This is a genomic window from Cupriavidus phytohabitans (assembly GCF_000426345.1).
Lineage (GTDB): Bacteria > Pseudomonadota > Gammaproteobacteria > Burkholderiales > Burkholderiaceae > Cupriavidus.
In genome coordinates this window covers 60,248-80,299 of sequence record NZ_AUFE01000019.1, presented here as the reverse complement: position 1 = coordinate 80,299, position 20,052 = coordinate 60,248, and the positions used below count along the sequence as shown (strand labels likewise).

Sequence of the window (20,052 nt, the reverse complement as noted above, 5' to 3'; positions counted from 1 at the left end):
TTCGGCCACCCTCAATGCAAAATGCCCGCTCGCGCGGGCATTTTTGCCATGTGGCGGCAGTTTACTGCGGCGCGCCGGCCTGCTCCGCCTCGGGCGCGGACGCCGGCGGGCGCTCGAAGCGCACGAACTCCATCCGGTTCTCTTCCATGCTGCCCGCGAACACCAGTGGCTGCTGCTGGAAGGTGGTTTCACCGAACAGCGAAGCCTCGTCCACCTTGGCCAGCCCGGTAGCCAGCCCCGTAAACGGGAACAGCTCGGTATCGGCCAGGTGCGACGGCACCACGTTGCGCAGCGCCGAGAAGATATTGTCGATGCGGCCCGGGTTCTGGCGCTCCCACTCCTGCAGCATCTCGCTGACCTTCTTGCGCTGCAGGTTCTCCTGCGAGCCGCACAGGTTGCACGGGATGATCGGGAATTCCATCGCGCGTGCGTACGACGCAATGTCCTTCTCGGAGCAGTACGCCAGCGGGCGGATCACGATATGCGCGCCATCGTCGGTGGCCAGCTTCGGCGGCATGGCCTTCATCTTGCCGCCGAAGAACATGTTCAGGAAGAAGGTGTTGACGATGTCGTCGCGGTGGTGGCCCAGCGCGATCTTGTTGGCGCCCAGCTCCTTGGCGGTGCGGTAGATCACGCCGCGGCGCAGGCGCGAGCACAGCGAGCAGGTGGTCTTGCCCTCGGGCACCTTCTCCTTGACGATCGAGTAGGTGTCGGCCTCGACAATCAGGTATTCCACGCCCACCGACTTCAGGTATTCGGGCAGCACGTGCTCCGGGAAACCCGGCTGCTTCTGGTCCAGGTTCATCGCGATCAGCCTGAACTTGATGGGCGCGCGCTTCTGCAGCGCCATCAGGACCGACAGCATGGTGTACGAGTCCTTGCCGCCACTCATGCAGACGAGCACGGTGTCGCCGTCCTCGATCATGCCGAAGTCGCCGATGGCCTTGCCGGTTTGCGATTGCAGCCTCGTCTCGAGGCGGTAGAAATTGTTCGAGTGGCTCATGGAGCATCCTGTTGCATGGCGCCTGCCGGATGGAATGGCCGGCAGCGCGCGAAGGGGCAACATTTTACTTTAGGCGCCTGCGCACTGCAGGCGCCGGCAAATGCGGACTCAGGCGCCTTGCTTGATGTGGAACACCTCGACGCCCACCGAATCGCAGTCCGGGTACACGTCGGGCTTCTCGGTCGACACGCGCACGGCGCGCACCTTGGGATGCCTGAGCATGGCGCGCGCGACGTCGTCGCACAGCGTTTCCTGCAGGTGGACGTGGCCCTGCGCCATGCGCTCGGCCACGGTGTTGCGCATGAAGTCGTAGTCGACCACCTCGTCGAGCTTGTCGGCGCGCGGGGTGGATTCTTGCAGCGGCACGAACAGGTCGATATTGATCAGCACGCGCTGCTCGCCCTTCTTCTCGAACTCATGCACGCCGATATTGATCTGCACTTCATAGTTGCGCAGGAACATGCGTCGGCAGTCCTGCAGGCTGGGGTGGGAAAGAGCGGCGAGCATGGTCATGGCTGGGGAAAAGACAAGATAAGGGAACGCCGCGCCCGGCGGGCGCGGCACATCAGGATTACGGTTTGCGGGCGTGCCTGGCATACAGGCGCCAGCTTACTCGGTCAGGAACATCACGTCGCGCGCGAGCGGCATCAGGTGCTGGCCGCCGTCCACGTACAGCGTGGTGCCGGTGACCGCGCGCGCCTGCGCCAGATAGGCAACCGCCTGGGCGATATCCTCGGGCGTCGACGACTGGCCCAGCGGCGTCACGCGATGCGCGCGGCGGAAACTCTGCTCGGACTGCTCGCCCGACACCAGCGTGATGCCCGGCGCCACGCCGACCACGCGGATGCGCGGCGCCAGAGCCTGCGCCAGCTGCACCGTGGCAGTCTGCAGCGCGGCCTTGGACAGCGTGTATGACAGGAAATCGGGATTCAGGTTGTCCAGCTTCTGGTCGAGCAGGTTGACCACCACGCCGCGCGGCTCGGCGGCCTTGTCTTTGTCGCCAGCGGGGGCAGCAGCGGCCAGCGCCTTGTGCAGCTCGCGCGCCAGCAGCAGCGGCGCCGCCACATTGGTACGCATATGCGTATCGAGCGACGCATACGAGAAGCTGGTCGCCACGTCGTACTGGAACAGCGACGCGTTGTTGACCAGGCAGGTCGGCAGGCCCAGCGCGGCGATGCAGTCCGCGATCAGGCGGCCGGTGGCGGCCTCGTCGGCAAGGTCGGCGCGCAGCACCGCGGCACGGCGGCCGAGCGCGCGGATCCTGGTGGCGAGCGCCTCGGCCTCGTCCACCGAGCGGTGGCAGTGCACGGCGACGTCCCAGCCCTGCGTGGCCAGTTCCAGTGCAATGGCGCGGCCAAGGCGGCGCGCGCCGCCGGTGACGAGGGCGACGCCGCGGGCAGAGGCCTCAGGGGTCTGGGCGGCGGCATCGGGAGCAGGTTCGGCGGCAGCGGGTGCCGGAGTATCGGATGCGGGCATTGCTACAATCGCGGGATGCAGAAAGCAGCTAGTTTACCCCTTCCCCCCGCCGACGCGCAGGCCGCTTCCGATACCCTTGCGGCCCGTATTGGCGAATCGATCGACGCGGCCGGCGGCTGGATCGGCTTTGAACGCTATATGGCGCTGGCGCTGTACGCGCCCGGCCTGGGCTACTACAGCGGCGGTTCGGCCAAGTTCGGGCGCGATGCCCGCGACGGCAGCGACTTCATCACCGCCCCGGAACTGAGCCCGTTCTTCGCACGCACGCTGGCGCGCCAGTTCGCGCCGCTGATCGCCCAGGGGCTGCGGCGGGTGATGGAATTCGGCGCCGGCACCGGCCGCCTGGCCGCAGACCTGCTGCTCGGGCTGGAGCAGGAAGGCCAGTTGCCGCAGGAATACGCGATCGTCGAGCTGTCCGGCGAGCTGCGCGCGCGCCAGCAGGAAACGCTGGCACAGCGCGCCCCGCACCTGGCCGCACGCGTGCGCTGGCTGGATGCATTGCCCGACCGCTTCGAGGGCGTCATCGTCGGCAACGAGGTGCTCGATGCGATGCCGGTGCAGCTCTACGCACGCGTTGACGGCCGCTGGCACGAGCGCGGCGTGGCGCGCACCGAACCCGGCGCGGCCGCCGCGTTCCACTTCGAGGACCGCGTGCTCACCACTGCCGACGTGCCGGCGATGCTGCGCGACATCCCCGGCGACCACGATCTCGTCACCGAGACTCATGCCGAAGCCGAGGGCTTCATGCGCGCCGTTGGTGCAATGCTGGCGCGCGGCGCCGCCTTTTTCATCGACTACGGCTTCCCCGCCGCCGAGTACTACCACCCGCAGCGCGCCGGCGGCACGCTGATGTGCCACTACCGGCATCATGCGCACCCGGACCCGTTCCTCTACCCGGGCCTGCAGGACATCACCGCGCACGTCAATTTCAGCGGTGTCGCCGCTGCCGCGGTGGAAACCGGGCTGACTGTATCGGGCTTTGCCTCGCAGGCGCGCTTCCTGATGAATGCCGGCATCACCGAGCTGCTGATGGCGCTGGACCCGTCCGATGCGCGCGCCTTCCTGCCGCAGGCCAACGCCGTGCAGAAGCTGCTGTCCGAAGCGGAAATGGGCGAGCTGTTCAAGGTCATCGCGCTGACGCGCGGCCTCGACGACGGCACTGACGCGAGCGCGCCGCTGGCCGGCTTCGCCCGCGGCGACCGCTGCCATACCCTGTAAGCCACGGCGAACGCCATGCTGCGCTGGACCCTGACCATCTTCCTGAGCGTGATCATCCTGTCCTCGGCATTGCCGTGGCTGCAGAAAATCGGGCTGGGACGGTTGCCGGGGGACGTGCGCTTCCGCTTGTTCGGGCGGGAGTTCGTGCTGCCGTTTGCCTCGACGATCCTGCTGTCGCTGGTGGCGCTGGTGATCGGCAAGCTGTTGTAGGAACGGCCGCGGATTCTCAATCCGCCGCGTGCTCGCCCAGCCGCTGCGCCACGGCCGCGACGCGGGCCGCATGGACACGGTCCTTGATCTGCCCCACGTCGTCCGCACAGGCGCGCGCGATCGCTCCGGCATCGACGCCGGCGGCGGCTTCGCGTGCCGCCCGCAGGCGCTCCGCCTGCGGATAGTCGCTGTGCTCGAAGCCCTTGCGGCCGCGCTTGTCGGCCTCGCAAGCCTGCAGCGCCAGCGCGAAGCGGTCGGGCTTGCGCAGCGCGTCGCAGCGTTCCAGCAGCCGCACCACCGCGGCGGCACTGAATTCGAGCGAGCGGTGGATATTGCCGTGCTCGCGCGCCACCACCAGCGCCAGGTCGCGGCAATCGTTGGGCACGCGCAGCCGCGCGCAGACCTCTTCCAGCAGCTTGACGCTGCGCATCTCGTGGCCGACATGGCGCGGCAGCACGTCTTCCGGCGTGGTGCCCTTGCCCAGGTCGTGCACCAGCGCGGCAAAGCGCACCGGCAGCCGCGCGCCCATCGCGGCGGCGGTATCGATCACCATCATCACGTGCACGCCGGTATCGACCTCGGGATGGAAGTCGGCACGTTGCGGCACGCCCCACAAGCGGTCGAGCTCCGGCAGCAGCCGCGCCAGCGCGCCGCAATCGCGCAGCACCTCGAACATCCGCGACGGATGCGCTTCCATCAGGCCGCGCGCCAGTTCCTGCCAGACGCGCTCCGGCACCAGCGCATCAACCTCGCCGGCCATCACCATCTCGCGCATCAGGCGCTGGGTCTCGGCGGCGACGGTGAACCCGTGGAAGCGCGCGGCGAAGCGCGCCAGCCGCAGGATACGCACCGGGTCTTCGGCGAAGGCATCGGAGACATGGCGGAACAGGCGGGCCTGCAGGTCGCGCTGGCCGCCGTGCGGGTCGATCACCGGGCCGACCAGGTTGCCGCCGGCATCGACCTCGCGCGCCATCGCGTTGATGGTCAGGTCGCGCCGGACCAGGTCGTCTTCGAGCGTGACATCGGGCTCGCAGTAGAAGGCGAAGCCCTTGTAGCCCATCGCGGTCTTGCGCTCGGTGCGCGCCAGCGCGTATTCCTCATGGGTGCGCGGATGCAGGAAGACCGGAAAGTCCTTGCCGACGGGACGATAGCCCGCTGCCTCCATCTCATGCGGGGTCGCGCCGACGACTACGTAGTCGCGGTCCTGGCTGGGCTTGCCCAGCAGTTCGTCGCGGATCGCGCCGCCGACGGCGTACACCTGCATCGTTGTGGCCTCTTCTCTGGTGCCGGCGCCGGGCGTCGGCGATATTGCTCAGTGGTTGACGATAATCGCATCGGGGCGGTCGGGGGCCAGCCGGTAAGGCTCGTCGTCGGCCAGGAAATCGCGCTCCTCGCGCGCGGCGGCAATCCACTCCTGCATCGTCGGCAGCGCCAGCATGAAGTCGGCATAGGCCTTGGCGTCTTCCGGCAGGTGGATGCCGTAGGTGGCAAAGCGGCTCACCACCGGCGCGAAGAAGGCGTCGGCCACGGTGAATTCGCCGAACAGGAACGGCCCGCGCGCGCCATGCTGCTGGCGCAGCCCGCCCCAGATCGCGGCGATGCGGTCGACGTCGCGCTGCACCGCCACGTTCCAGCCGCAACCAGGCAGCACCGCGGTCACGTTCATCGGCAACTGGTTGCGCAGGTTGGTGAAGCCGGAATGCATCTCGGCGCAGATGGCGCGCGCCACCGCACGCTCGGCGCGGTCGGCCGGCCACAGCGTCTTTTCCGGGAAGCGCTCGGCCACGTATTCGGCGATCGCCAGCGAATCCCACACGGTGACGTCGCCATCGACCAGCGCCGGTACCTTGCCGGCGGGCGAATAGCGCGCGATCTCGGCGGCGAAGCTGCCGGTGAACAGGCGCACCTGCACCTCTTCGAATTCGATGCCGGCCTGGCGCAGCAGCAGCCAGGGGCGCAGCGACCAGGAGGAGTAATTCTTGTTGCCGATGACGAGCTTCATCGTAGGTCCTTGGGGGAGGAGGCGAAGGGAGACGGCGGCGGCGCGCCGGACCGGTCATTTTGCCAGCGCGCCAGCCTGCCTCAAAGTGAATTGCTCTCGCAACCGATCCGAAAATGGGTCACATAGGCCACCCCGCGGCCGGGGTCCGGCCGCCCCTTCAGCGGTGCACGCTGGCGCGCATCGAGGTCAGCGTGGCATCGCGGTTGCGCCCTGCCAGCGCGTCGGTCATCACCGATTCCAGGCTGGCCGGATGCAGGTCCAGCTCCGGCGCAACCGGATGCTCAAGCACATTGTCCAGCTGCATCGAGTCGAGGTTGTCGCGCGACAGCAGCGGCTCGCCCGGCATGTGTTCCATGATCGTCGCCTGCACCCGCGCCAGCGCGTCCGGCAGCGCGATCACCGGGCGCGGATGGCCAGACGCGCGGCCGGCGAAGCGCACCAGCTCTTCGAGCGTATAGACCTGCGGGCCGCCCAGCTCATAGCCATGGCCGATGGTTGCCGGGTTGACCATGGCATTGAGGTAGGCCTGCACCACGTCCTGCACGAACACCGGCTGGAAGCGCGCCTGTGCGCAGGCCAGCGGCACGATCGGCGCCATCTGCTGCATCTGCGCGAACAGGTTGAGGAAATGGTCATCTGGCCCGAACACCACTGAAGGGCGGAAGATGGTCCAGTCCAGCCCGCTGGCGCGCACGATGCGCTCGCCGTCGCCCTTGCTGCGCAGGTACATCGACGGCCCCTGGCTGTCAGCGCCGAGCGCACTCATATGCAACAGCCGGCGCACGCCGGTGGACAGGCACGAAGCCACGATCTGGCGCACCATTTCGACATGGGCGCTGGCAAAGGCCTCGCCGTACGGATCGGCACGCTCGCCGTGCAGCACGCCCACCAGGTTGACAACAATGCCGTCGACACCGAGCGAGCCGATGGCATCATCGAGCGCGGCATTGTCGGCCAGTCCCAGTTCCACCACCTCGACGCGCGGCAGCAGCAACAGGTGCTGCGCGTGCTCGACGTTGCGGGTGCCGACCACGATGCGGTCGGGGGCGATGGGCGAATCGGGATTGCTGCCCGGTTCCAGCGGCGCACCCGAGGCAGAAGCGGCGCCGGCCAGGCGCGAGACAAGGTGGCTGCCAATAAAGCCGGCGCCACCGATGACGAGGACGTTGCTGGTCTGCATGATGCCTCCGCGCAAAGTGAACTGCACGTCGCGGCGCATTGCGCCAGCCGGGCCGCCGCAACGCGCCCGGCGCTGCACACCAGCGGCCGTCCCGTCGGGTACCCGTCAGGGCAGGCTGGTGGTGGTCACCGGCGACGGCGCGACCGTGCCCAGGCGCGATTTCAGCGACTGCGGACGGCCACTCATCAATGCAGCATAGTACGTAGCGTTCGAAAGCACATTCTTCACATAGCCACGCGTTTCATTGAACGGGATGGTCTCTGCAAAGATCGCGCCTTCCACCGGGCGCGCCAACGTGCTGCGCCATGCCTTGGGCCGGCCCGGACCGGCGTTGTATGCGGCCGACGCCAGCGTCCAGGAACTGTCCAGGTCGGTCAGCACCATGCTCAGGTAATTGGTGCCAAGCTGGATGTTGATGGTGGGATCGCCCATCATCTGCGGCGAGAAATCGTTCATGCCGATCTTGCGCGCTACGTACTTGGCCGTCGCCGGCATCACCTGCATCAGGCCATGCGCACCGGCGGACGAGCGCGCGCTCATGATGAAGCGCGATTCCTGCCGGATCAGGCCGTAGACCCACGCCATGTCGAGGCCGACATCGTCGGTCGCGCGCTGCATGATGTCGCGGTACGGCATCAGGAAGCGCAGCCCGAAGTCATGCTCGTTGCGGGTGCGGTCGGCGGTATTGACCGTGCGGTCGAGCAGTTCGAGACGGCGCGCGAACTCCGCGGCGGCAAGCAGCTCGCGGTCGTTCATGCCGCGCAGTTCCCAGTTCCATTCGCGGTTGCCTTCGAAGCGCATGTTCATCGCATAGAACTTCTGCGCGCGCTGGAAGCCGGCGCGCGAGCGCATGGCATTGGCCTCGGCGTCGCTGACGCTGGTGCGCGCGGGCAGCGTGATGCGGTTGCCCAGTTCTTCGCTGGCGAGCTGGCCATAGAAGTTGAACTGGCCGGCGACCTGCTGGAAGTTCTGCTGCGCCTCGGTGTCGCGGCCTTCGGCCTTGAGCGCGCGGCCGTACCAGTAGAGCCACGCCGGGTCCTTGGCGCGCAGCTCGGGACGCATCAGCTCGACTGCCTGGCGCACCTGCTTCCAGTCGCCCTGGCGCAGTGCGGCGCGCACGCGCCATTCCTGGGTGTCGTCAGACAGCCACTGGTTGCCGCCCAGGTCCATCTGGCGGCGGTAGTAGGTGGCCGCTTCGGGCAGCAGTTTCTTGCCCGCGAACTGGCCGATCACACCCCAGGCCGCGCCCTGCTCGTCGCGCGACAGCGTGCCCTGGACGGTGCCCAGGTAGGCGACGGCCTGGTTCGGGTCGGTTCGCGCCATCTTGACGAGGGTGGCGAGCGTGTCGCCGTCGACGCGCGCATCGGGCAGCAGCGCCGCGATCTTGCCGGCCAGCGTCAGGTAGTTCTGCTCCAGCGCCAGCCGCGCCTGGTAGGCGACATCGCTGCGCTGGATCTGCTGGCTTTGCACCAGGTAGCCGATCAGGTCGACGCAGCCTTCGCCGTAGTAGCGCGGATCGCTCAGCGCCTGGCGCGACTCGGCGGCGACGTTCTGGCCCTTGAGCGCGCGCGACAGCAGCGCATAGCATTCGACCTGGGTGTCGTCCTTGAGCACGAACTGCGGGTACTCGGCATCGAAGGTGGCCCAGTCGCGCTTCTTGCCCAGCACCAGCAGCCAGTCGTTGCGCATGCGGTCGGCGATGGCCTCGCCCTTGTAGCGCTGCAGGAAGGCGCGCACCTGGTCGTCAGGCGCGTCGATGCGCGCCAGGCCGCTGGCGTCGAACATCTGCGGCTTGATGCGGAAGTACTCGATGTACGACGGGATCGGGTAGTCGACCAGGGTGGCCGAGATCGCGTAGGCGCGCTCCACGTCGTTCTTGCGCGCCGCCTCGCGCAGCGCGGCGAAAGCCTCGTCCGGATCGCTCGGGATCACCGCCGGCTGCTGCTGGCGCACCGGCGCCTGCGGGCGCTTCTGCGCATGGACCGGCGTGACAAGCAGTGCACATGCCACGGCAATCCAGGCGGCCCGCCCTGCACGCTGCAGATATACTCCCTTCAGCATTCTTTGCTTCCTTGTCGATGACGGCGGCGCCGGTGCCCGCCATGCAAGGCAAGGGCCGCAGCAGCTTCCGCCGTCCGTGTTGGTTCGGACGCGGGCATTATCCCACGCCATGTCTTCAAGATCCGCCGCTTCGGCCGCCACCTCGCCCGCCTCGCTCCCCGACCCCGCCGAAGACCGCCGCGCGCAGCGTGCGCGCCTGCTGGCATTGCGTGCCGCCCTGCCCGCGCGCAACGATGCCGATGCGCGCATCGCCGCCGCGTTGTCCGAGCTGCTGGCGGGCCTGGCCGTGCGCTGCCTCGGCTTCTACTGGCCGATCCAGCAGGAGTTCGACGCGCGCGGCGCGGTCGCGCAATGGCTCGCGGCGGTGCCCGGGCGCCAGGCTGCGCTGCCGGCGGTAAGCCGGCCCGGCGCGCCGCTGGACTTCCACCGGTGGGACCCGGACACGCCGATGACCAAGGGCCACTACGGCATCCCGGTCCCCGACGGCACCGAAGCCGTGACGCCCGACGCGTTGCTCATTCCCTGTGTCGGCTTCAGCCCGGACAAGTTCCGCCTGGGTTACGGCGGCGGCTTCTACGACCGCACGCTGGCGGCGATGGCGCACCGGCCGGTGGCGATCGGCGTTGGCCATGAGGCATGCCGCATCGCGCTGCCCGCGCAGCCGCATGACGTGGCGATGGACTGGATCGTGACCGAGGCCGGGGCGTTCTAGCCCAAAAGGGTGACGGCAGCGCGCGGGCACAGCTTGAGCTCAGCCGGGCTGCACGAGCTCATCCACCAGCGCGCGCATGCAGCGCCAGTGCGAGCCTTCCCAGAACACCCGCCGGCACTGGTCGCAGGTGACGAAGCTGCGGTGGCGCTCGAGCACGCCGTCAGGCACGCGCCCGGCCGCCGCGGCCACATCCAGCGTGTGCAGCGGCACGTTGCAGTCCAGGCACAGCGAGAACGGCCGCGCGCTGCGCGCCAGGTCCAGCCGGGCGAAGATCTCGCGCACCTGCTGGCGCGGCTTGAGCGCGCGCACATAGCAGCCGTGCGTGATGCGGCGGCGCTTGAGCAGTTCGCGGTCGCGCGTCAGCACCACGCGGCCTTCGTCAACCGCAATGCGCTCGATCTCGCTGTCTTCGAAGTGGTTGTCGTAGAGGGTGTCGAAGCCGGTCATGCGCAGCAGGTGCGCCAGTCCGCCCAGATGCGCGTCGGCGACGAAATGCATCAGGCGCAGCGGGTGTTCGCGCACGCGCAGCAGCGGCGTGATGTCGAGGCGCTCGAACTTGGGATAGACCGAGACCCGGTCGCCGTCCAGCAGCTGGCGTTCGAAGACGGAGGACTCGCCGTTGACCAGGATCAGCTCGACTTCGGTATGGGGGACGCCCAGCGCCTCGATCATGTGCTTGACGGTCGCGGCGCGCGCGCACGCGCAGGGCAGGTCACGCCGGCGCTGGTCCGGCGCGAGGAAGTCGTTCAGTTCCTCGTAGAAGCGGAAGATGGCGGTGACCATGGGGCGAGTATGGCACCGATCCGGCATGGATTGCGCGCTGGCGCAGGCTCAGCCCGCATTCCCCAGCCGCAGCGCCGCCTCTACCGCTAGCTTCGCCCACGGCGTCATCGCCGCCGGCGACTCCAGAGCGGCGGGCGGCAGGCTGAGGTAGTGGCGCATGGTGACCTCGCGCTTCGCCGACTGGTAGCGGAAGGGCTCGCTGCCTGCGGCGTCGAACTTGCCGCGCGTGGCGTCATCCGCCTTCAGGTAGCAGGTGCCGCCCGACACCAGCGCGAACATCAGCCCGTCATAGAACAGGCCGTGCCCGCCAAACATCCGCCTGGCCGTCACCGGCCCGATGCGCGCCGCCAGCGGCCCCATCAGCTCGAGCAGGTGTTCAATGAAGGGATCGGGGCGGCGCGTGGCCATGGGCGAGGTCCCGGGCGCTTACAGCTTCAGCCGCTGCCAGATCGCCTTGGTCGCGCCGGCCGCGTTGAGCGTGTAGAAATGCAGCCCCGGCACGCCCGCGGCCAGCAGCCGCTCGCACAGCGCGGTGACCACGTCGAGACCGAAGGCGCGGATCGATTCGCGGTCGTCGCCGAAGCTCTCCAGCCGCTTGGCGACCCAGCGCGGCACTTCGGCGCCGCACATCTCGGAGAAGCGCATCAGCTGCGAGTAGTTGGTGATCGGCATGATGCCCGGCACGATCGGCACGTCCACGCCCTGCGCGCGCACGTCGTCGACAAAGCGGAAGTACGCATCGGCGTTGTAGAAGTACTGCGTGATCGCCGAGTCGGCACCGGCCTTGACCTTGCGCACGAAGTTGTCGAGGTCATGGCGCGGCGACTTCGCCTGCGGGTGGTACTCCGGGTACGCGGCGACTTCGATATTGAACCAGTCGCCGGTCTCGGCACGGATGAACTCCACCAGCTCGTTGGCATAGCGGAACTCGCCGATCTCGCCCATGCCCGACGGCATGTCGCCGCGCAGCGCGACGATATGGCGGATGCCGCCGTCGCGGTACTGCTGCAGGATCGCGCGGATGCTCTCGCGCGACGAGCCCACGCACGACAGGTGCGGCGCGGCCTCGATGCCTTCGCGCTGGATTTCCAGCACGGCGTCGAGCGTGCCCTGCTGCGTGGTGCCGCCGGCGCCGAACGTCACCGAGATGTACTTGGGCTTGAGCGGGGCCAGCTGCGCGCGCGTGTTGCGCAGCTTCTCCGTGCCCTCCGCCGTCTTGGGCGGGAAGAATTCAAAGCTGAAGTAGCGGTCTTGCATGATGGTGGCGCGCCGCGTTGCCGCGGCGCGCGAAATAAGGTCAGTCGTCGCGGTTGCCCAGCAGCAGGCTGGACAGCAGCCACGAGATCACGCTGTACAGGATGGAGCCCAGCAAGGCTGCCCAGAAGCCGCCGACCGTGAAGCCCGACAGCAGGTTGCCGACAAACAGGAACAGCAGCGCATTGATGACGAAGATAAACAGCCCCAGCGTCAGCAGCGTGACCGGCAGCGTCAGGATCACCAGGATCGGACGGATCAGCGTGTTGACCAGGCCCAGCACCAGCGCCGCCAGCATCGCCGAGCCGAAGCTCTTGATGTGGATCGACGGGATGATGTACGGCAGTACGAACAGCGCGACAGCGTTGATGACCCAGACGACCAGTAGTCTCATGACGGCTCCTTGAATGGCGTGGTTGCTCCCCCCTCCCATTTATGGGAGAGGGGTCGGGGGAGAGGGCCGGCGCATCTCGATGCGATATGCCTTGCTTCGTGGCAGCGCCTGCCCTCTCCCCCATCCCCTCTCCCGCACGCGGGAGAGGGGAGTTGCTGCCTTCCTGCGCGCATCAATAGCGGTAGTGATCCGCCTTGTACGGGCCTTCCTTCTTCACGCCGATATACGCGGCCTGCTGCTCGGTCAGCTCGGTCAGTTGCGCGTTCAGCTTGCGCAGCTGCAGGCGCGCCACCTTCTCGTCCAGGTGCTTGGGCAGCGTGTAGACGCCGACCGGGTACTTGCCGCTGTCGCGTTCCTGCCAGAGCTCGATCTGCGCGATGGTCTGGTTGGCGAACGAGCTGCTCATCACGTACGACGGGTGGCCGGTGGCGCAGCCCAGGTTCACCAGGCGGCCCTTGGCCAGGATGATCAGCTTCTTGCCGTCGGGGAACTTGACGTGGTCGACCTGCGGCTTGATCTCGTCCCACTCGTACTTCTCGATCGAGGCGATGTCGATCTCGTTGTCGAAGTGGCCGATATTGCAGACGATGGCCTGGTCCTTCATCTTCGCCATGTGCTCATGGGTGATGACGTGGTAGTTGCCGGTGCAGGTCACGAAGATATCGCCATGCTCGGCGGCGTAGTCCATGGTCACCACGCGGTAGCCTTCCATCGCGGCCTGCAGCGCGCAGATCGGGTCGATCTCGGTCACCCACACCTGCGCCGACAGCGCGCGCAGCGCCTGCGCGCTGCCCTTGCCCACGTCGCCGTAGCCGGCCACGATGGCGATCTTGCCGGCGATCATCACGTCGGTGGCGCGCTTGATGCCGTCCACCAGCGATTCGCGGCAGCCGTACAGGTTGTCGAACTTGCTCTTGGTGACCGAGTCATTGACGTTGATGGCCGGGAACTTCAGTTCGCCCTTCTGCGCCATCTGGTACAGGCGGTGCACGCCGGTGGTGGTTTCCTCGGTCACGCCGCGGATGGCTTCCAGGTTCCGGCTGTACCAGCTCGGGTCGCGGGCCAGCTTTTCCTTGATCGCGGCGAACAGGTAGGTCTCTTCCTCGCTGCCCGGGTTGGCGATCAGCGAAGCGTCCTTCTCGGCCTTGGCGCCGAGGTGCAGCAGCAGCGTGGCGTCGCCGCCGTCGTCGAGGATCATGTTCGGCGTGCCGCCGTCGGCCCAGTCGAAGATGCGGTGCGTGAAGTCCCAGTATTCCTTCAGCGATTCGCCCTTGAAGGCGAATACCGGCGTGCCGCCCGCGGCGATGGCGGCGGCGGCGTGGTCCTGCGTCGAGAAGATGTTGCACGAGGCCCAGCGCACGTCGGCGCCCAGCGCCTGGAGCGTCTCGATCAGCACGGCGGTCTGGATCGTCATGTGCAGCGAGCCCGCGATGCGCGCGCCCTTCAGCGGCTGGGCGGCGGCGAATTCGTCACGGATCGCCATCAGGCCGGGCATCTCGGTCTCGGCAATGGCGATTTCCTTGCGGCCCCAGCCGGCCAGGTTAATGTCGGCGACGAGGTAGTCTTGCTTCAGGTCGGTCACGGCGTTCATGTTTCACTCCCGGTGAAGAGTGGCACGCAGGTGACGAGATCGGGAAATCGGGCAGCGGCGGCATGGCAATGGCGCATGCGCAGCGGGCGGATAGGTCGACTCGCCTCCGTGCGAAACCACGGATCAGCGAGCGCCGTTGAAGACAGTCCGAGCCTGGCGGATGCATGGGGTAGCACTTTTTGCCTACCGCATCCGTTGCAACGCTCCTCGGAGTGGCGGTATTGTAGCGTGCCCGGCCGCCTTGCGCACCGGCCCTCCTTGATTTCCCCACAGATGATCCCAACGCCACCCCGCACCCTGACCATCGCCGGTTCCGATTCCGGCGGCGGCGCCGGCATCCAGGCCGACCTGAAGACTTTTTCCGCGCTGGGCTGCTTCGGCATGAGCGCGATCACCGCGATCACCGCGCAGAACACGCTGGGCGTGACCGGCGTGCATGCGATCCCCGCCGACATGGTGGCCGCGCAGATCGACGCGGTGGCCAGCGATCTCGGAGTGGACGCCGCCAAGACCGGAATGCTAGGTACCGCCGCCATTGTCGAGGCCGTGGCCGCGGCGGCGGACCGGCATGGCATCCGCAAGCTGGTGGTGGATCCGGTGATGATCTCGACCTCGGGCGCGACACTGTCCGACGACGCCACCACGCAGGCCATGGTGCGGCTGCTGTTCCCGCGCGCGCTGCTGGTCACGCCCAACCTGCCCGAAGCCTCCTACCTGCTTGGCCGCACGATCGCGCGCCGCGCCGACATGGAGCAGGCCGCCGCCGACCTGATCGCGATGGGCTGCCCGGCCGTGCTGCTCAAGGGCGGCCACCTGGAAGACGATGGCGCGGCAGGCATCGCCGGCGGGCTGGACGACCTGCTGATGCTCAAGAACGGCACCGTGCGTGTGTTCACGCATCCACGCGTCGATACCCGCAACCTGCACGGCACCGGCTGCACGCTGGCGGCGGCAATCGCCTCGCAGCTGGCGCGTGGCGATGCGCTCGAGGATGCGGCGGGCAAGGCGCTGGACTATGTGGCGCAGGCCATCGCGGCCGGTGCGGGACTGCGGCTGGGCAGCGGCAACGGCCCGCTGAACCACGCCTTCGCGCCGCGTGCGCTGGGTTGAGCGGCAGATGCAGAGGCTTGCCAATATCGATCTGCGCAGCGACCCCGACGCGGCCTTCTACCTCAAGCATGAGGTCGTCGACGTGACGTTCGCCACCGAGGCTGGCGAGCTGGTCAGCCGCGAAGGCCCCAACCGCTACCAGCCCGGCGACGCGCTGATCACCAGCGCCACCGGCGACCGCTGGTGCGTGTCCCGCGACCGCTTCGACCCCAAGTACGAAGCCATTCCGCCGCTGGCGCATGGCCAGGACGGCGCCTATCGCAACATACCGATCCCGGTGCTGGCGCGCGAGATGCGCGAGGCCTTCAGCATCGAGCGCAGCGCCGGTGGCGACGTGCTGCACGGCAAGCCGGGCGACTGGCTGATGCAATACGCGCCCGGCGACTATGGCATCACCGAGCGCGCGAGGTTCGAACAGGTGTACCGGCCGCTGCAGGACTGAGCGGCCGGATTTTCAGGCGGGAATCAGTTGCCGCCGCTGGACAGCGGCACCAGCTTGAACGCGGCCCGCGCCACGCACACCACGTTGCCGGCGGCGTCCTTCACTTCCCCTTCGCAGAACGCGATGCGCGCGCCGCGACGCAGGCAGCGCGCTTCCAGCGTCAGCTCGCCACGCGCGGCGGCCAGGAAATGGGTCGACATGTCGATGGTGATCACGCCCGTTTCCGTGGGCGCATGCGAGCGCGCCGCGCCGCTCAGCGTGAAGTCCAGCGTCGCCATCAGCGTGCCGCCGTGCACGTCGCCGCGGCTGTTCACCAGCTGCGGGTGCGCCGGCAGCCGCGTGCGGCAGTAGCCCTCTTCGATCAGCTCCGGCTGCAGGCCGAAATAGCGCATCAGCGGCACGTCGATGCCGAAATAGGGCTTTTCAGGCGTGCCGGGGGCGGCGGGGATGATTTCGGGGAGCTGGGTCGACATGGTGCGCGATGCTGGGTGGATGGCGGGGAATGCTGCTCGACATCATAGCGGCGGGGTCCGGTCCGGTTCCCGCGGCTGGGCGAATGTCGCACAAATCTTGGCGATGCGGTGCACATCACCAGGTGCGGTCCGCTCCTCTCTCCGCGAGCGGGAGAGAGGAGCAAAACCACTGGCTCAGAGAGCCTGCCGCATCGCCACACGCTGCCGCAATCCGGCGGCACGCTGTGCCGCCAGCGCCTCCGACAGCAACGGGCAAAGCTCGCTGTCCTCCAGCCGCCGAAACCCCATCGAGGCATAGAACGGCGCATTCCAGGGCAAATGCGCAAACGTGGTCAGGTTCAGCGTTCGCAGGCCGCTCGTCCGCGCCCAGGCCTGCACGGCCCCGACCAGCGCACGCCCGATGCCGCGCCGGCCATGGTCCGGATGCACGTCCATTTCATCGAGATAGCCGCATGCGCCATTGCGGCTGGCCAGTGCAAAGCCGGCGACTTCGCCGCCATGCTCGGCCACCCACAACCGCCCTTCGCGCTGCGCGGCCACCAGCGCCGAGTCCGGCGTGCTGACCAGGCGCAGCAGCGCCGGCACGTCGCCCTCCGGAAACAGCGCCGCCGCCGCCAGCTCGATCCCGGGCAGGCGCGGCAGGTCATCCGCCTGCGCCAGGCGAATGCGCGGGGCGGCCACGGCGCGCTCAGCCGGCCGGGAACAGGCTGACCAGGTGTGCCACCGCGGCCGGCACGTCGTCGGCTTCGGTGACGGCGCGCACCACGGCGGCACTGCCGACACCCACGGCGAGCACTTCGCGCATATTCCCGGCATTGACGCCGCCGATACCGACCAGCGACGGGATCACCGGTTGCATCAGCTTTGCATACGCACGGAAGCGGCCCATGCCTTGCGGCTGCGTCGGCATCACCTTGGTCGTGGTCGGGAAGATCGCGCCCAGCGCCAGGTAGCTCGGGCGGATCGCCGCGACACGCAGCATCTCGGCGTAACCGTGCGTGGAAACGCCCAGCCGCAGCCCGGACGCGCGGAGCGCGTCGAGGTCGGCGTCGTCGAGGTCTTCCTGGCCGAGGTGGATGCCATAGATGCCGCTCTGCGCGCCGTTGGCGGCGTGGTAGTCGATCGCCGCCTGCCAGTGGTCGTTGATGAACAGGCGCGACGACGAGCCCTGCATGGCCCTGGCCGCGCGCGCGATCTCTGCGCGCACCGCGGCGGGATCGTCGGACTTGAAGCGCAGTTGCACCGTCGGCACGTTCAGCGGAGCCAGGCGCTCGATCCATTCTGCGCTCGGCACCACCACATACAGGCCCAGCGCGGGGCACGGCGCGAACGGCTCGGCGGCCTGCTCCGGCGCCACCAGCGCGGCATGGCGCACGCGCGGGAAACGCGCGAAATCCGATGGCCAGTCGGCCGAGCCCGGCGCCCAGGCGCGCGCCAGCGCCAACGCGTCATGCGCGGGGAAATGCAGCGACAGGCTCGCCAGCAACACCGCGACGAACGCGGCCGAATGCGGCTGGTCGCTGTCCGCGGCAACCGAGAACACCCAGGTGCCCATCGGCGAGCGCACCGTGTCGATCCACTGGCCGCCTTCGCGGTCGGTCTCGATCAGCGTGGCGCCGCTGGCTGCGACGCGTGCGATGACTTCTTCGGCGGCTTCGCCGTCGGACAGCAGCACATCGTGCGCGCCGGGCTGCGCGGGCGCGTCTTCCAGGCGCCACGCCTGCCACGGCTTGTCGTCGATGCCGAAGGTCTCGCCATAGTGCTCAAGCACTGCCGCGCGCAGCGGGCCGTCGCTGGGGGCGTGGACGGGGCGGCGGGTCATGCGCGCTGCTCCCGCTGCTCTGCCTCCGCATGCCAGAACGGCATGCCGACCACCGGCGTGCTGGCCTGCGCCACTTCGCGCTCGGGCATCGGCCCGGCCAGGTACGCGGTGCGGCCCGCCTCGACGGCCTGCGCGAACGCGCGCGCCATGTTGACCGGGTAGGCGGCCTGCGCCACCGCGGTGTTCAGCAGCACGCCGTCGTAGCCCCACTCCAGCACCTGCGCCGCATGCGACGGCAGGCCCAGGCCGGCATCGACGATCAGCGGCGTGTCCGGCAGGCGCTCGCGCAGCACGCGCATCGCATGGGGATTCACCGCGCCGCGGCCGGTGCCGATCGGCGCGGCCCATGGCATCAGCGCCTGGCAGCCGACGTCGAGCAGCCGGCGGCACAGCACCAGGTCCTCGGTGCAGTACGGCAGCACCTTGAAGCCTTCCTTGATCAGGGTCTCGGCCACCGCGGGCAGGTTGAGCGTGTCGGGCTGCAGCGTGTAGTCGTCGCCGATCAGCTCCAGCTTGATCCACGGCGTCTCGAACACCTCGCGCGCCATCATCGCGGTGGTGATGACCTCCTGCGCGGTGAAGCAGCCGGCGGTGTTGGGCAGCACCGGCACGTTCAGCGCCTTGAGCATCTGCCAGAACGCCTGGCCGCCCTCGCCATCGCCCACCGCGCCCTGGCGGCGCAGCGCGACGGTGATCATGGCCGGCGTGGACGCCTGCACGGCCGCTTCAAGCGTGGCCGGCGACGGATAGCGCGCGGTGCCCAGCAGCAGGCGCGAGCCGAACGACTCGCCATACAGCACGAACGGGTCGCGCAGGGTTTCGGAAGGTTCGAATGTCATGGGGTCAGCCTCCCGTCACGGGTTGCACGAGGTCGATGCGGTCGCCGGCCGCAAGGGGGGTGTTGGCATGCGCGGCGCGCGGCACGAACTGGCCGTTGACCGCCGCGGCAAAAGGAGGCGCGATCTTCGCCACGACCACCGCGTCCGCCAGCGTGGCGGATTCGGCAAGGGCGAGGGGTCGGCCGTTGAGCAGGATTTCCATGTCAGTCTTGCGTTAGTGCAGCAGCCCGGTGCGCGCGTGCAGCGCTGCGGCCGGCGCTTCCGTCACTGCCTCGATCATGCCGGGCCAGCGCAGCGCGGCAGGCACGGCGTGCGCGGCAGGATCGCCCTTGAGCAACGCGCCCACCACCGCGCACGCGGCCTCGGTGACCGCCGGGGCGATCAGGAAGCCGTGGCGGTACAGGCCGTTGACGCGCACCACGCGTGCCTGCTGGTCGACGCGGATCGCCGGCAGGTGGTCGGGCCGCGTGGGGCGGCGCTGCACGTTCAGCTCCAGCACGCGCGCCTCGCCGAAAGCGGGGTGCAGCGAATGCGCCGCCGACAGCAGTTCCAGCGCGGAACGCACGCTCATCGGCGAATCGTCCTCGCTTTCCAGTTCGGTCGCGCCGATCACGTACAGGTCGTTGGGCTTGGGAGCAATATAGATCGGGTAGCGCGGATGCAGCAGCCGCACCGGCCGGTGCAGCTTCACGTCGGGCGCATGCACGCGCACCACTTCGCCGCGCAGGCCGCGCAGGCCGGGCGCGGTGCCGCCGGGCTGCGCCGGCCATGCCGCGCGCGCGCCCAGGCCGCGGCAATCCAGCACCACGTCCGCGCGGATGCCCAGCGTGGGCAGCGTGTCGGCTTCCACCTCGCCGGCCTCCCAGACGCAATGCACGCCCTCGCTGACGGCGCACGACAGCAGCGCGCGCAGCGCGCCGCGGTTGTCGAGCTGGCCCTCTCCGGCCAGCAGCAGTCCTTGCGGGAAGCGGCCCGCCAGCGCCGGCTCGACTTCGCCCACGCCCTTGCCATCCAGCGCCCGCAGCCGCTGCGACACCAGCTCGGGCGGCGCCACCGCACGCACGCGGCTGGTGAACAACGACATCTCGCCGCGGTCGCGCGCATGCCAGACCACCAGCGTGCCGTCCTCCTGGAAGAAGACCGGCTCCGGCAGCTCGGCCAGCCACGCACGCCACAGGTCGACGCTGGCGATGCCGAGGTCGACGATGCGGCGCTCGGCGATGGCCGATTCCGCCAGCGGCGCCAGCATGGCCGCGGCAACATATGCGGCCGAACCCGCGCCGTCCGGCCCGGCGCGCTCCACCAGCGCCACGCGGGCACCGCTGCGCACCAGTTGCCAGGCAGCCAGGCGGCCGGCGAGTCCGGCCCCGAGGATGGCGACGTCAAACGACTGTACTGCTGTCATGAGGGATGTTGTGCCGGGGCAAAAGCATGCAGGCATGCCACCGCGCCGGCCTCCTTGTTGTCTGGGCCGCCGCGCGG

At 68.8% G+C, this 20,052-nt stretch carries 23 protein-coding genes and 1 riboswitch; of the genes, 5 read left to right on the top strand and 18 right to left on the bottom strand.

Going from position 1 to position 20,052, the window contains the following annotated elements; genetic code table 11:
- Positions 1-61: 61 nt before the first annotated feature.
- From ttcA to K309_RS0115995, 3 genes are all read right to left on the bottom strand, one after another.
- On the bottom strand, positions 62-1,003 hold the full coding sequence (gene ttcA, locus K309_RS0116005; RefSeq protein ID WP_029047377.1) for a tRNA 2-thiocytidine(32) synthetase TtcA: 942 nt from the start codon (positions 1,001-1,003) through the stop codon (positions 62-64).
- A gap of 108 nt (positions 1,004-1,111) precedes the next feature.
- On the bottom strand, positions 1,112-1,516 hold the full coding sequence (locus K309_RS0116000; RefSeq protein ID WP_029047376.1) for a dihydroneopterin aldolase: 405 nt from the start codon (positions 1,514-1,516) through the stop codon (positions 1,112-1,114).
- 96 nt (positions 1,517-1,612) lie between these two features.
- On the bottom strand, positions 1,613-2,479 hold the full coding sequence (locus K309_RS0115995; RefSeq protein WP_029047375.1) for an SDR family oxidoreductase: 867 nt from the start codon (positions 2,477-2,479) through the stop codon (positions 1,613-1,615).
- 15 nt (positions 2,480-2,494) lie between these two features.
- Here K309_RS0115995 and K309_RS0115990 point away from each other — a divergent pair, with 15 nt between their 5' ends.
- Positions 2,495-3,697: a class I SAM-dependent methyltransferase gene (locus tag K309_RS0115990; RefSeq protein WP_029047374.1), complete on the top strand. Its 1,203-nt coding sequence runs from the start codon at positions 2,495-2,497 to the stop codon at positions 3,695-3,697.
- 15 nt (positions 3,698-3,712) lie between these two features.
- Positions 3,713-3,907, top strand: a complete 195-nt coding sequence (locus K309_RS0115985; RefSeq protein WP_029047373.1) for a DUF2905 domain-containing protein — start codon at positions 3,713-3,715, stop codon at positions 3,905-3,907.
- Positions 3,908-3,923: 16 nt separating this feature from the next.
- On the opposite strand, the gene K309_RS0115980 is transcribed toward K309_RS0115985, so the two are convergent.
- The 4 genes from K309_RS0115980 to K309_RS0115965 form a co-directional block, all read right to left on the bottom strand.
- Positions 3,924-5,171, bottom strand: a complete 1,248-nt coding sequence (locus K309_RS0115980) for a multifunctional CCA addition/repair protein (RefSeq protein WP_029047372.1) — start codon at positions 5,169-5,171, stop codon at positions 3,924-3,926.
- Positions 5,172-5,219: 48 nt separating this feature from the next.
- Positions 5,220-5,909, bottom strand: a complete 690-nt coding sequence (locus tag K309_RS0115975; protein WP_029047371.1) for a glutathione S-transferase family protein — start codon at positions 5,907-5,909, stop codon at positions 5,220-5,222.
- 157 nt (positions 5,910-6,066) lie between these two features.
- Positions 6,067-7,089 carry a complex I NDUFA9 subunit family protein gene (locus K309_RS0115970; RefSeq protein WP_029047370.1) on the bottom strand — a complete coding sequence of 341 codons (1,023 nt, stop codon included), beginning with the start codon at positions 7,087-7,089 and terminating at the stop codon, positions 6,067-6,069.
- 105 nt (positions 7,090-7,194) lie between these two features.
- Positions 7,195-9,150: a lytic transglycosylase domain-containing protein gene (locus K309_RS0115965; protein WP_029047369.1), complete on the bottom strand. Its 1,956-nt coding sequence runs from the start codon at positions 9,148-9,150 to the stop codon at positions 7,195-7,197.
- Positions 9,151-9,259: 109 nt separating this feature from the next.
- On the opposite strand from K309_RS0115965, the gene K309_RS0115960 reads away from it, so the two are divergent.
- Positions 9,260-9,862, top strand: coding sequence for a 5-formyltetrahydrofolate cyclo-ligase (locus K309_RS0115960; protein WP_029047368.1), 603 nt, complete (start codon positions 9,260-9,262; stop codon positions 9,860-9,862).
- Positions 9,863-9,901: 39 nt separating this feature from the next.
- On the opposite strand, the gene K309_RS0115955 is transcribed toward K309_RS0115960, so the two are convergent.
- The 5 genes from K309_RS0115955 to ahcY form a co-directional block, all read right to left on the bottom strand.
- Positions 9,902-10,645 (bottom strand): Mut7-C RNAse domain-containing protein, encoded by a 744-nt coding sequence (locus K309_RS0115955; protein WP_029047367.1) that lies wholly within the window; start codon positions 10,643-10,645, stop codon positions 9,902-9,904.
- A 48-nt stretch (positions 10,646-10,693) separates the two neighbouring features.
- Positions 10,694-11,053 carry a TfoX/Sxy family protein gene (locus tag K309_RS0115950; RefSeq protein WP_029047366.1) on the bottom strand — a complete coding sequence of 120 codons (360 nt, stop codon included), beginning with the start codon at positions 11,051-11,053 and terminating at the stop codon, positions 10,694-10,696.
- A gap of 18 nt (positions 11,054-11,071) precedes the next feature.
- Positions 11,072-11,902, bottom strand: coding sequence for a methylenetetrahydrofolate reductase [NAD(P)H] (gene metF / locus K309_RS0115945; protein ID WP_029047365.1), 831 nt, complete (start codon positions 11,900-11,902; stop codon positions 11,072-11,074).
- Between the two features lie 40 nt (positions 11,903-11,942).
- A complete protein-coding gene (locus tag K309_RS0115940; RefSeq protein ID WP_029047364.1) occupies positions 11,943-12,293 on the bottom strand; it encodes a phage holin family protein in 351 nt (116 codons plus the stop codon).
- Positions 12,294-12,465: 172 nt separating this feature from the next.
- Positions 12,466-13,884, bottom strand: a complete 1,419-nt coding sequence (gene ahcY / locus K309_RS0115935) for an adenosylhomocysteinase (RefSeq protein WP_029047363.1) — start codon at positions 13,882-13,884, stop codon at positions 12,466-12,468.
- A gap of 121 nt (positions 13,885-14,005) precedes the next feature.
- A riboswitch (S-adenosyl-L-homocysteine riboswitch) is annotated at positions 14,006-14,099 on the bottom strand.
- Between the two features lie 58 nt (positions 14,100-14,157).
- Here ahcY and thiD point away from each other — a divergent pair.
- On the top strand, positions 14,158-14,994 hold the full coding sequence (thiD, locus tag K309_RS0115930; RefSeq protein WP_051320482.1) for a bifunctional hydroxymethylpyrimidine kinase/phosphomethylpyrimidine kinase: 837 nt from the start codon (positions 14,158-14,160) through the stop codon (positions 14,992-14,994).
- A gap of 7 nt (positions 14,995-15,001) precedes the next feature.
- Positions 15,002-15,436 carry a PGDYG domain-containing protein gene (locus tag K309_RS0115925; RefSeq protein WP_029047361.1) on the top strand — a complete coding sequence of 145 codons (435 nt, stop codon included), beginning with the start codon at positions 15,002-15,004 and terminating at the stop codon, positions 15,434-15,436.
- 23 nt (positions 15,437-15,459) lie between these two features.
- On the opposite strand, the gene K309_RS0115920 is transcribed toward K309_RS0115925, so the two are convergent.
- The 6 genes from K309_RS0115920 to K309_RS0115895 all read right to left on the bottom strand — a co-directional run bounded on the left by K309_RS0115920 (position 15,460) and on the right by K309_RS0115895 (position 19,975).
- Positions 15,460-15,909: a PaaI family thioesterase gene (locus K309_RS0115920; RefSeq protein ID WP_029047360.1), complete on the bottom strand. Its 450-nt coding sequence runs from the start codon at positions 15,907-15,909 to the stop codon at positions 15,460-15,462.
- A 174-nt stretch (positions 15,910-16,083) separates the two neighbouring features.
- A complete protein-coding gene (locus K309_RS0115915; protein ID WP_029047359.1) occupies positions 16,084-16,590 on the bottom strand; it encodes a GNAT family N-acetyltransferase in 507 nt (168 codons plus the stop codon).
- 7 nt (positions 16,591-16,597) lie between these two features.
- Positions 16,598-17,731: a thiamine phosphate synthase gene (locus K309_RS0115910; RefSeq protein WP_029047358.1), complete on the bottom strand. Its 1,134-nt coding sequence runs from the start codon at positions 17,729-17,731 to the stop codon at positions 16,598-16,600.
- Complete coding sequence (locus tag K309_RS0115905; protein WP_029047357.1) at positions 17,728-18,570, bottom strand: thiazole synthase; 843 nt, start codon at positions 18,568-18,570, stop codon at positions 17,728-17,730. Before K309_RS0115905 ends, K309_RS0115910 begins: the two co-directional genes overlap by 4 nt.
- Positions 18,571-18,574: 4 nt before the next feature.
- A complete protein-coding gene (thiS, locus tag K309_RS0115900; RefSeq protein WP_029047356.1) occupies positions 18,575-18,772 on the bottom strand; it encodes a sulfur carrier protein ThiS in 198 nt (65 codons plus the stop codon).
- 12 nt (positions 18,773-18,784) lie between these two features.
- Positions 18,785-19,975 (bottom strand): FAD-dependent oxidoreductase, encoded by a 1,191-nt coding sequence (locus K309_RS0115895; protein WP_029047355.1) that lies wholly within the window; start codon positions 19,973-19,975, stop codon positions 18,785-18,787.
- Positions 19,976-20,052: the final 77 nt, after the last annotated feature.

Excerpts from the sequence above, each read along its gene's own strand:
- ttcA (WP_029047377.1), bottom strand. The coding sequence starts at position 1,003 with ATGAGCCACTCGAACAATTTCTACCGCCTCGAGACGAGGCTGCAATCG.
- K309_RS0115925 (WP_029047361.1), top strand. The coding sequence starts at position 15,002 with ATGCAGAGGCTTGCCAATATCGATCTGCGCAGCGACCCCGACGCGGCC.
- K309_RS0115990 (WP_029047374.1), top strand. The coding sequence starts at position 2,495 with ATGCAGAAAGCAGCTAGTTTACCCCTTCCCCCCGCCGACGCGCAGGCC.
- K309_RS0115910 (WP_029047358.1), bottom strand. The coding sequence starts at position 17,731 with ATGACCCGCCGCCCCGTCCACGCCCCCAGCGACGGCCCGCTGCGCGCG.
- thiS (WP_029047356.1), bottom strand. The coding sequence starts at position 18,772 with ATGGAAATCCTGCTCAACGGCCGACCCCTCGCCCTTGCCGAATCCGCC.
- K309_RS0115895 (WP_029047355.1), bottom strand. The coding sequence starts at position 19,975 with ATGACAGCAGTACAGTCGTTTGACGTCGCCATCCTCGGGGCCGGACTC.
- K309_RS0115970 (WP_029047370.1), bottom strand. The coding sequence starts at position 7,089 with ATGCAGACCAGCAACGTCCTCGTCATCGGTGGCGCCGGCTTTATTGGC.
- K309_RS0115940 (WP_029047364.1), bottom strand. The coding sequence starts at position 12,293 with ATGAGACTACTGGTCGTCTGGGTCATCAACGCTGTCGCGCTGTTCGTA.
- metF (WP_029047365.1), bottom strand. The coding sequence starts at position 11,902 with ATGCAAGACCGCTACTTCAGCTTTGAATTCTTCCCGCCCAAGACGGCG.
- K309_RS0115955 (WP_029047367.1), bottom strand. The coding sequence starts at position 10,645 with ATGGTCACCGCCATCTTCCGCTTCTACGAGGAACTGAACGACTTCCTC.
- K309_RS0116000 (WP_029047376.1), bottom strand. The coding sequence starts at position 1,516 with ATGACCATGCTCGCCGCTCTTTCCCACCCCAGCCTGCAGGACTGCCGA.
- K309_RS0115905 (WP_029047357.1), bottom strand. The coding sequence starts at position 18,570 with ATGACATTCGAACCTTCCGAAACCCTGCGCGACCCGTTCGTGCTGTAT.
- K309_RS0115995 (WP_029047375.1), bottom strand. The coding sequence starts at position 2,479 with ATGCCCGCATCCGATACTCCGGCACCCGCTGCCGCCGAACCTGCTCCC.
- ahcY (WP_029047363.1), bottom strand. The coding sequence starts at position 13,884 with ATGAACGCCGTGACCGACCTGAAGCAAGACTACCTCGTCGCCGACATT.
- K309_RS0115960 (WP_029047368.1), top strand. The coding sequence starts at position 9,260 with ATGTCTTCAAGATCCGCCGCTTCGGCCGCCACCTCGCCCGCCTCGCTC.
- K309_RS0115965 (WP_029047369.1), bottom strand. The coding sequence starts at position 9,150 with ATGCTGAAGGGAGTATATCTGCAGCGTGCAGGGCGGGCCGCCTGGATT.
- K309_RS0115985 (WP_029047373.1), top strand. The coding sequence starts at position 3,713 with ATGCTGCGCTGGACCCTGACCATCTTCCTGAGCGTGATCATCCTGTCC.
- thiD (WP_051320482.1), top strand. The coding sequence starts at position 14,158 with ATGATCCCAACGCCACCCCGCACCCTGACCATCGCCGGTTCCGATTCC.
- K309_RS0115950 (WP_029047366.1), bottom strand. The coding sequence starts at position 11,053 with ATGGCCACGCGCCGCCCCGATCCCTTCATTGAACACCTGCTCGAGCTG.
- K309_RS0115975 (WP_029047371.1), bottom strand. The coding sequence starts at position 5,909 with ATGAAGCTCGTCATCGGCAACAAGAATTACTCCTCCTGGTCGCTGCGC.
- K309_RS0115920 (WP_029047360.1), bottom strand. The coding sequence starts at position 15,909 with ATGTCGACCCAGCTCCCCGAAATCATCCCCGCCGCCCCCGGCACGCCT.
- K309_RS0115980 (WP_029047372.1), bottom strand. The coding sequence starts at position 5,171 with ATGCAGGTGTACGCCGTCGGCGGCGCGATCCGCGACGAACTGCTGGGC.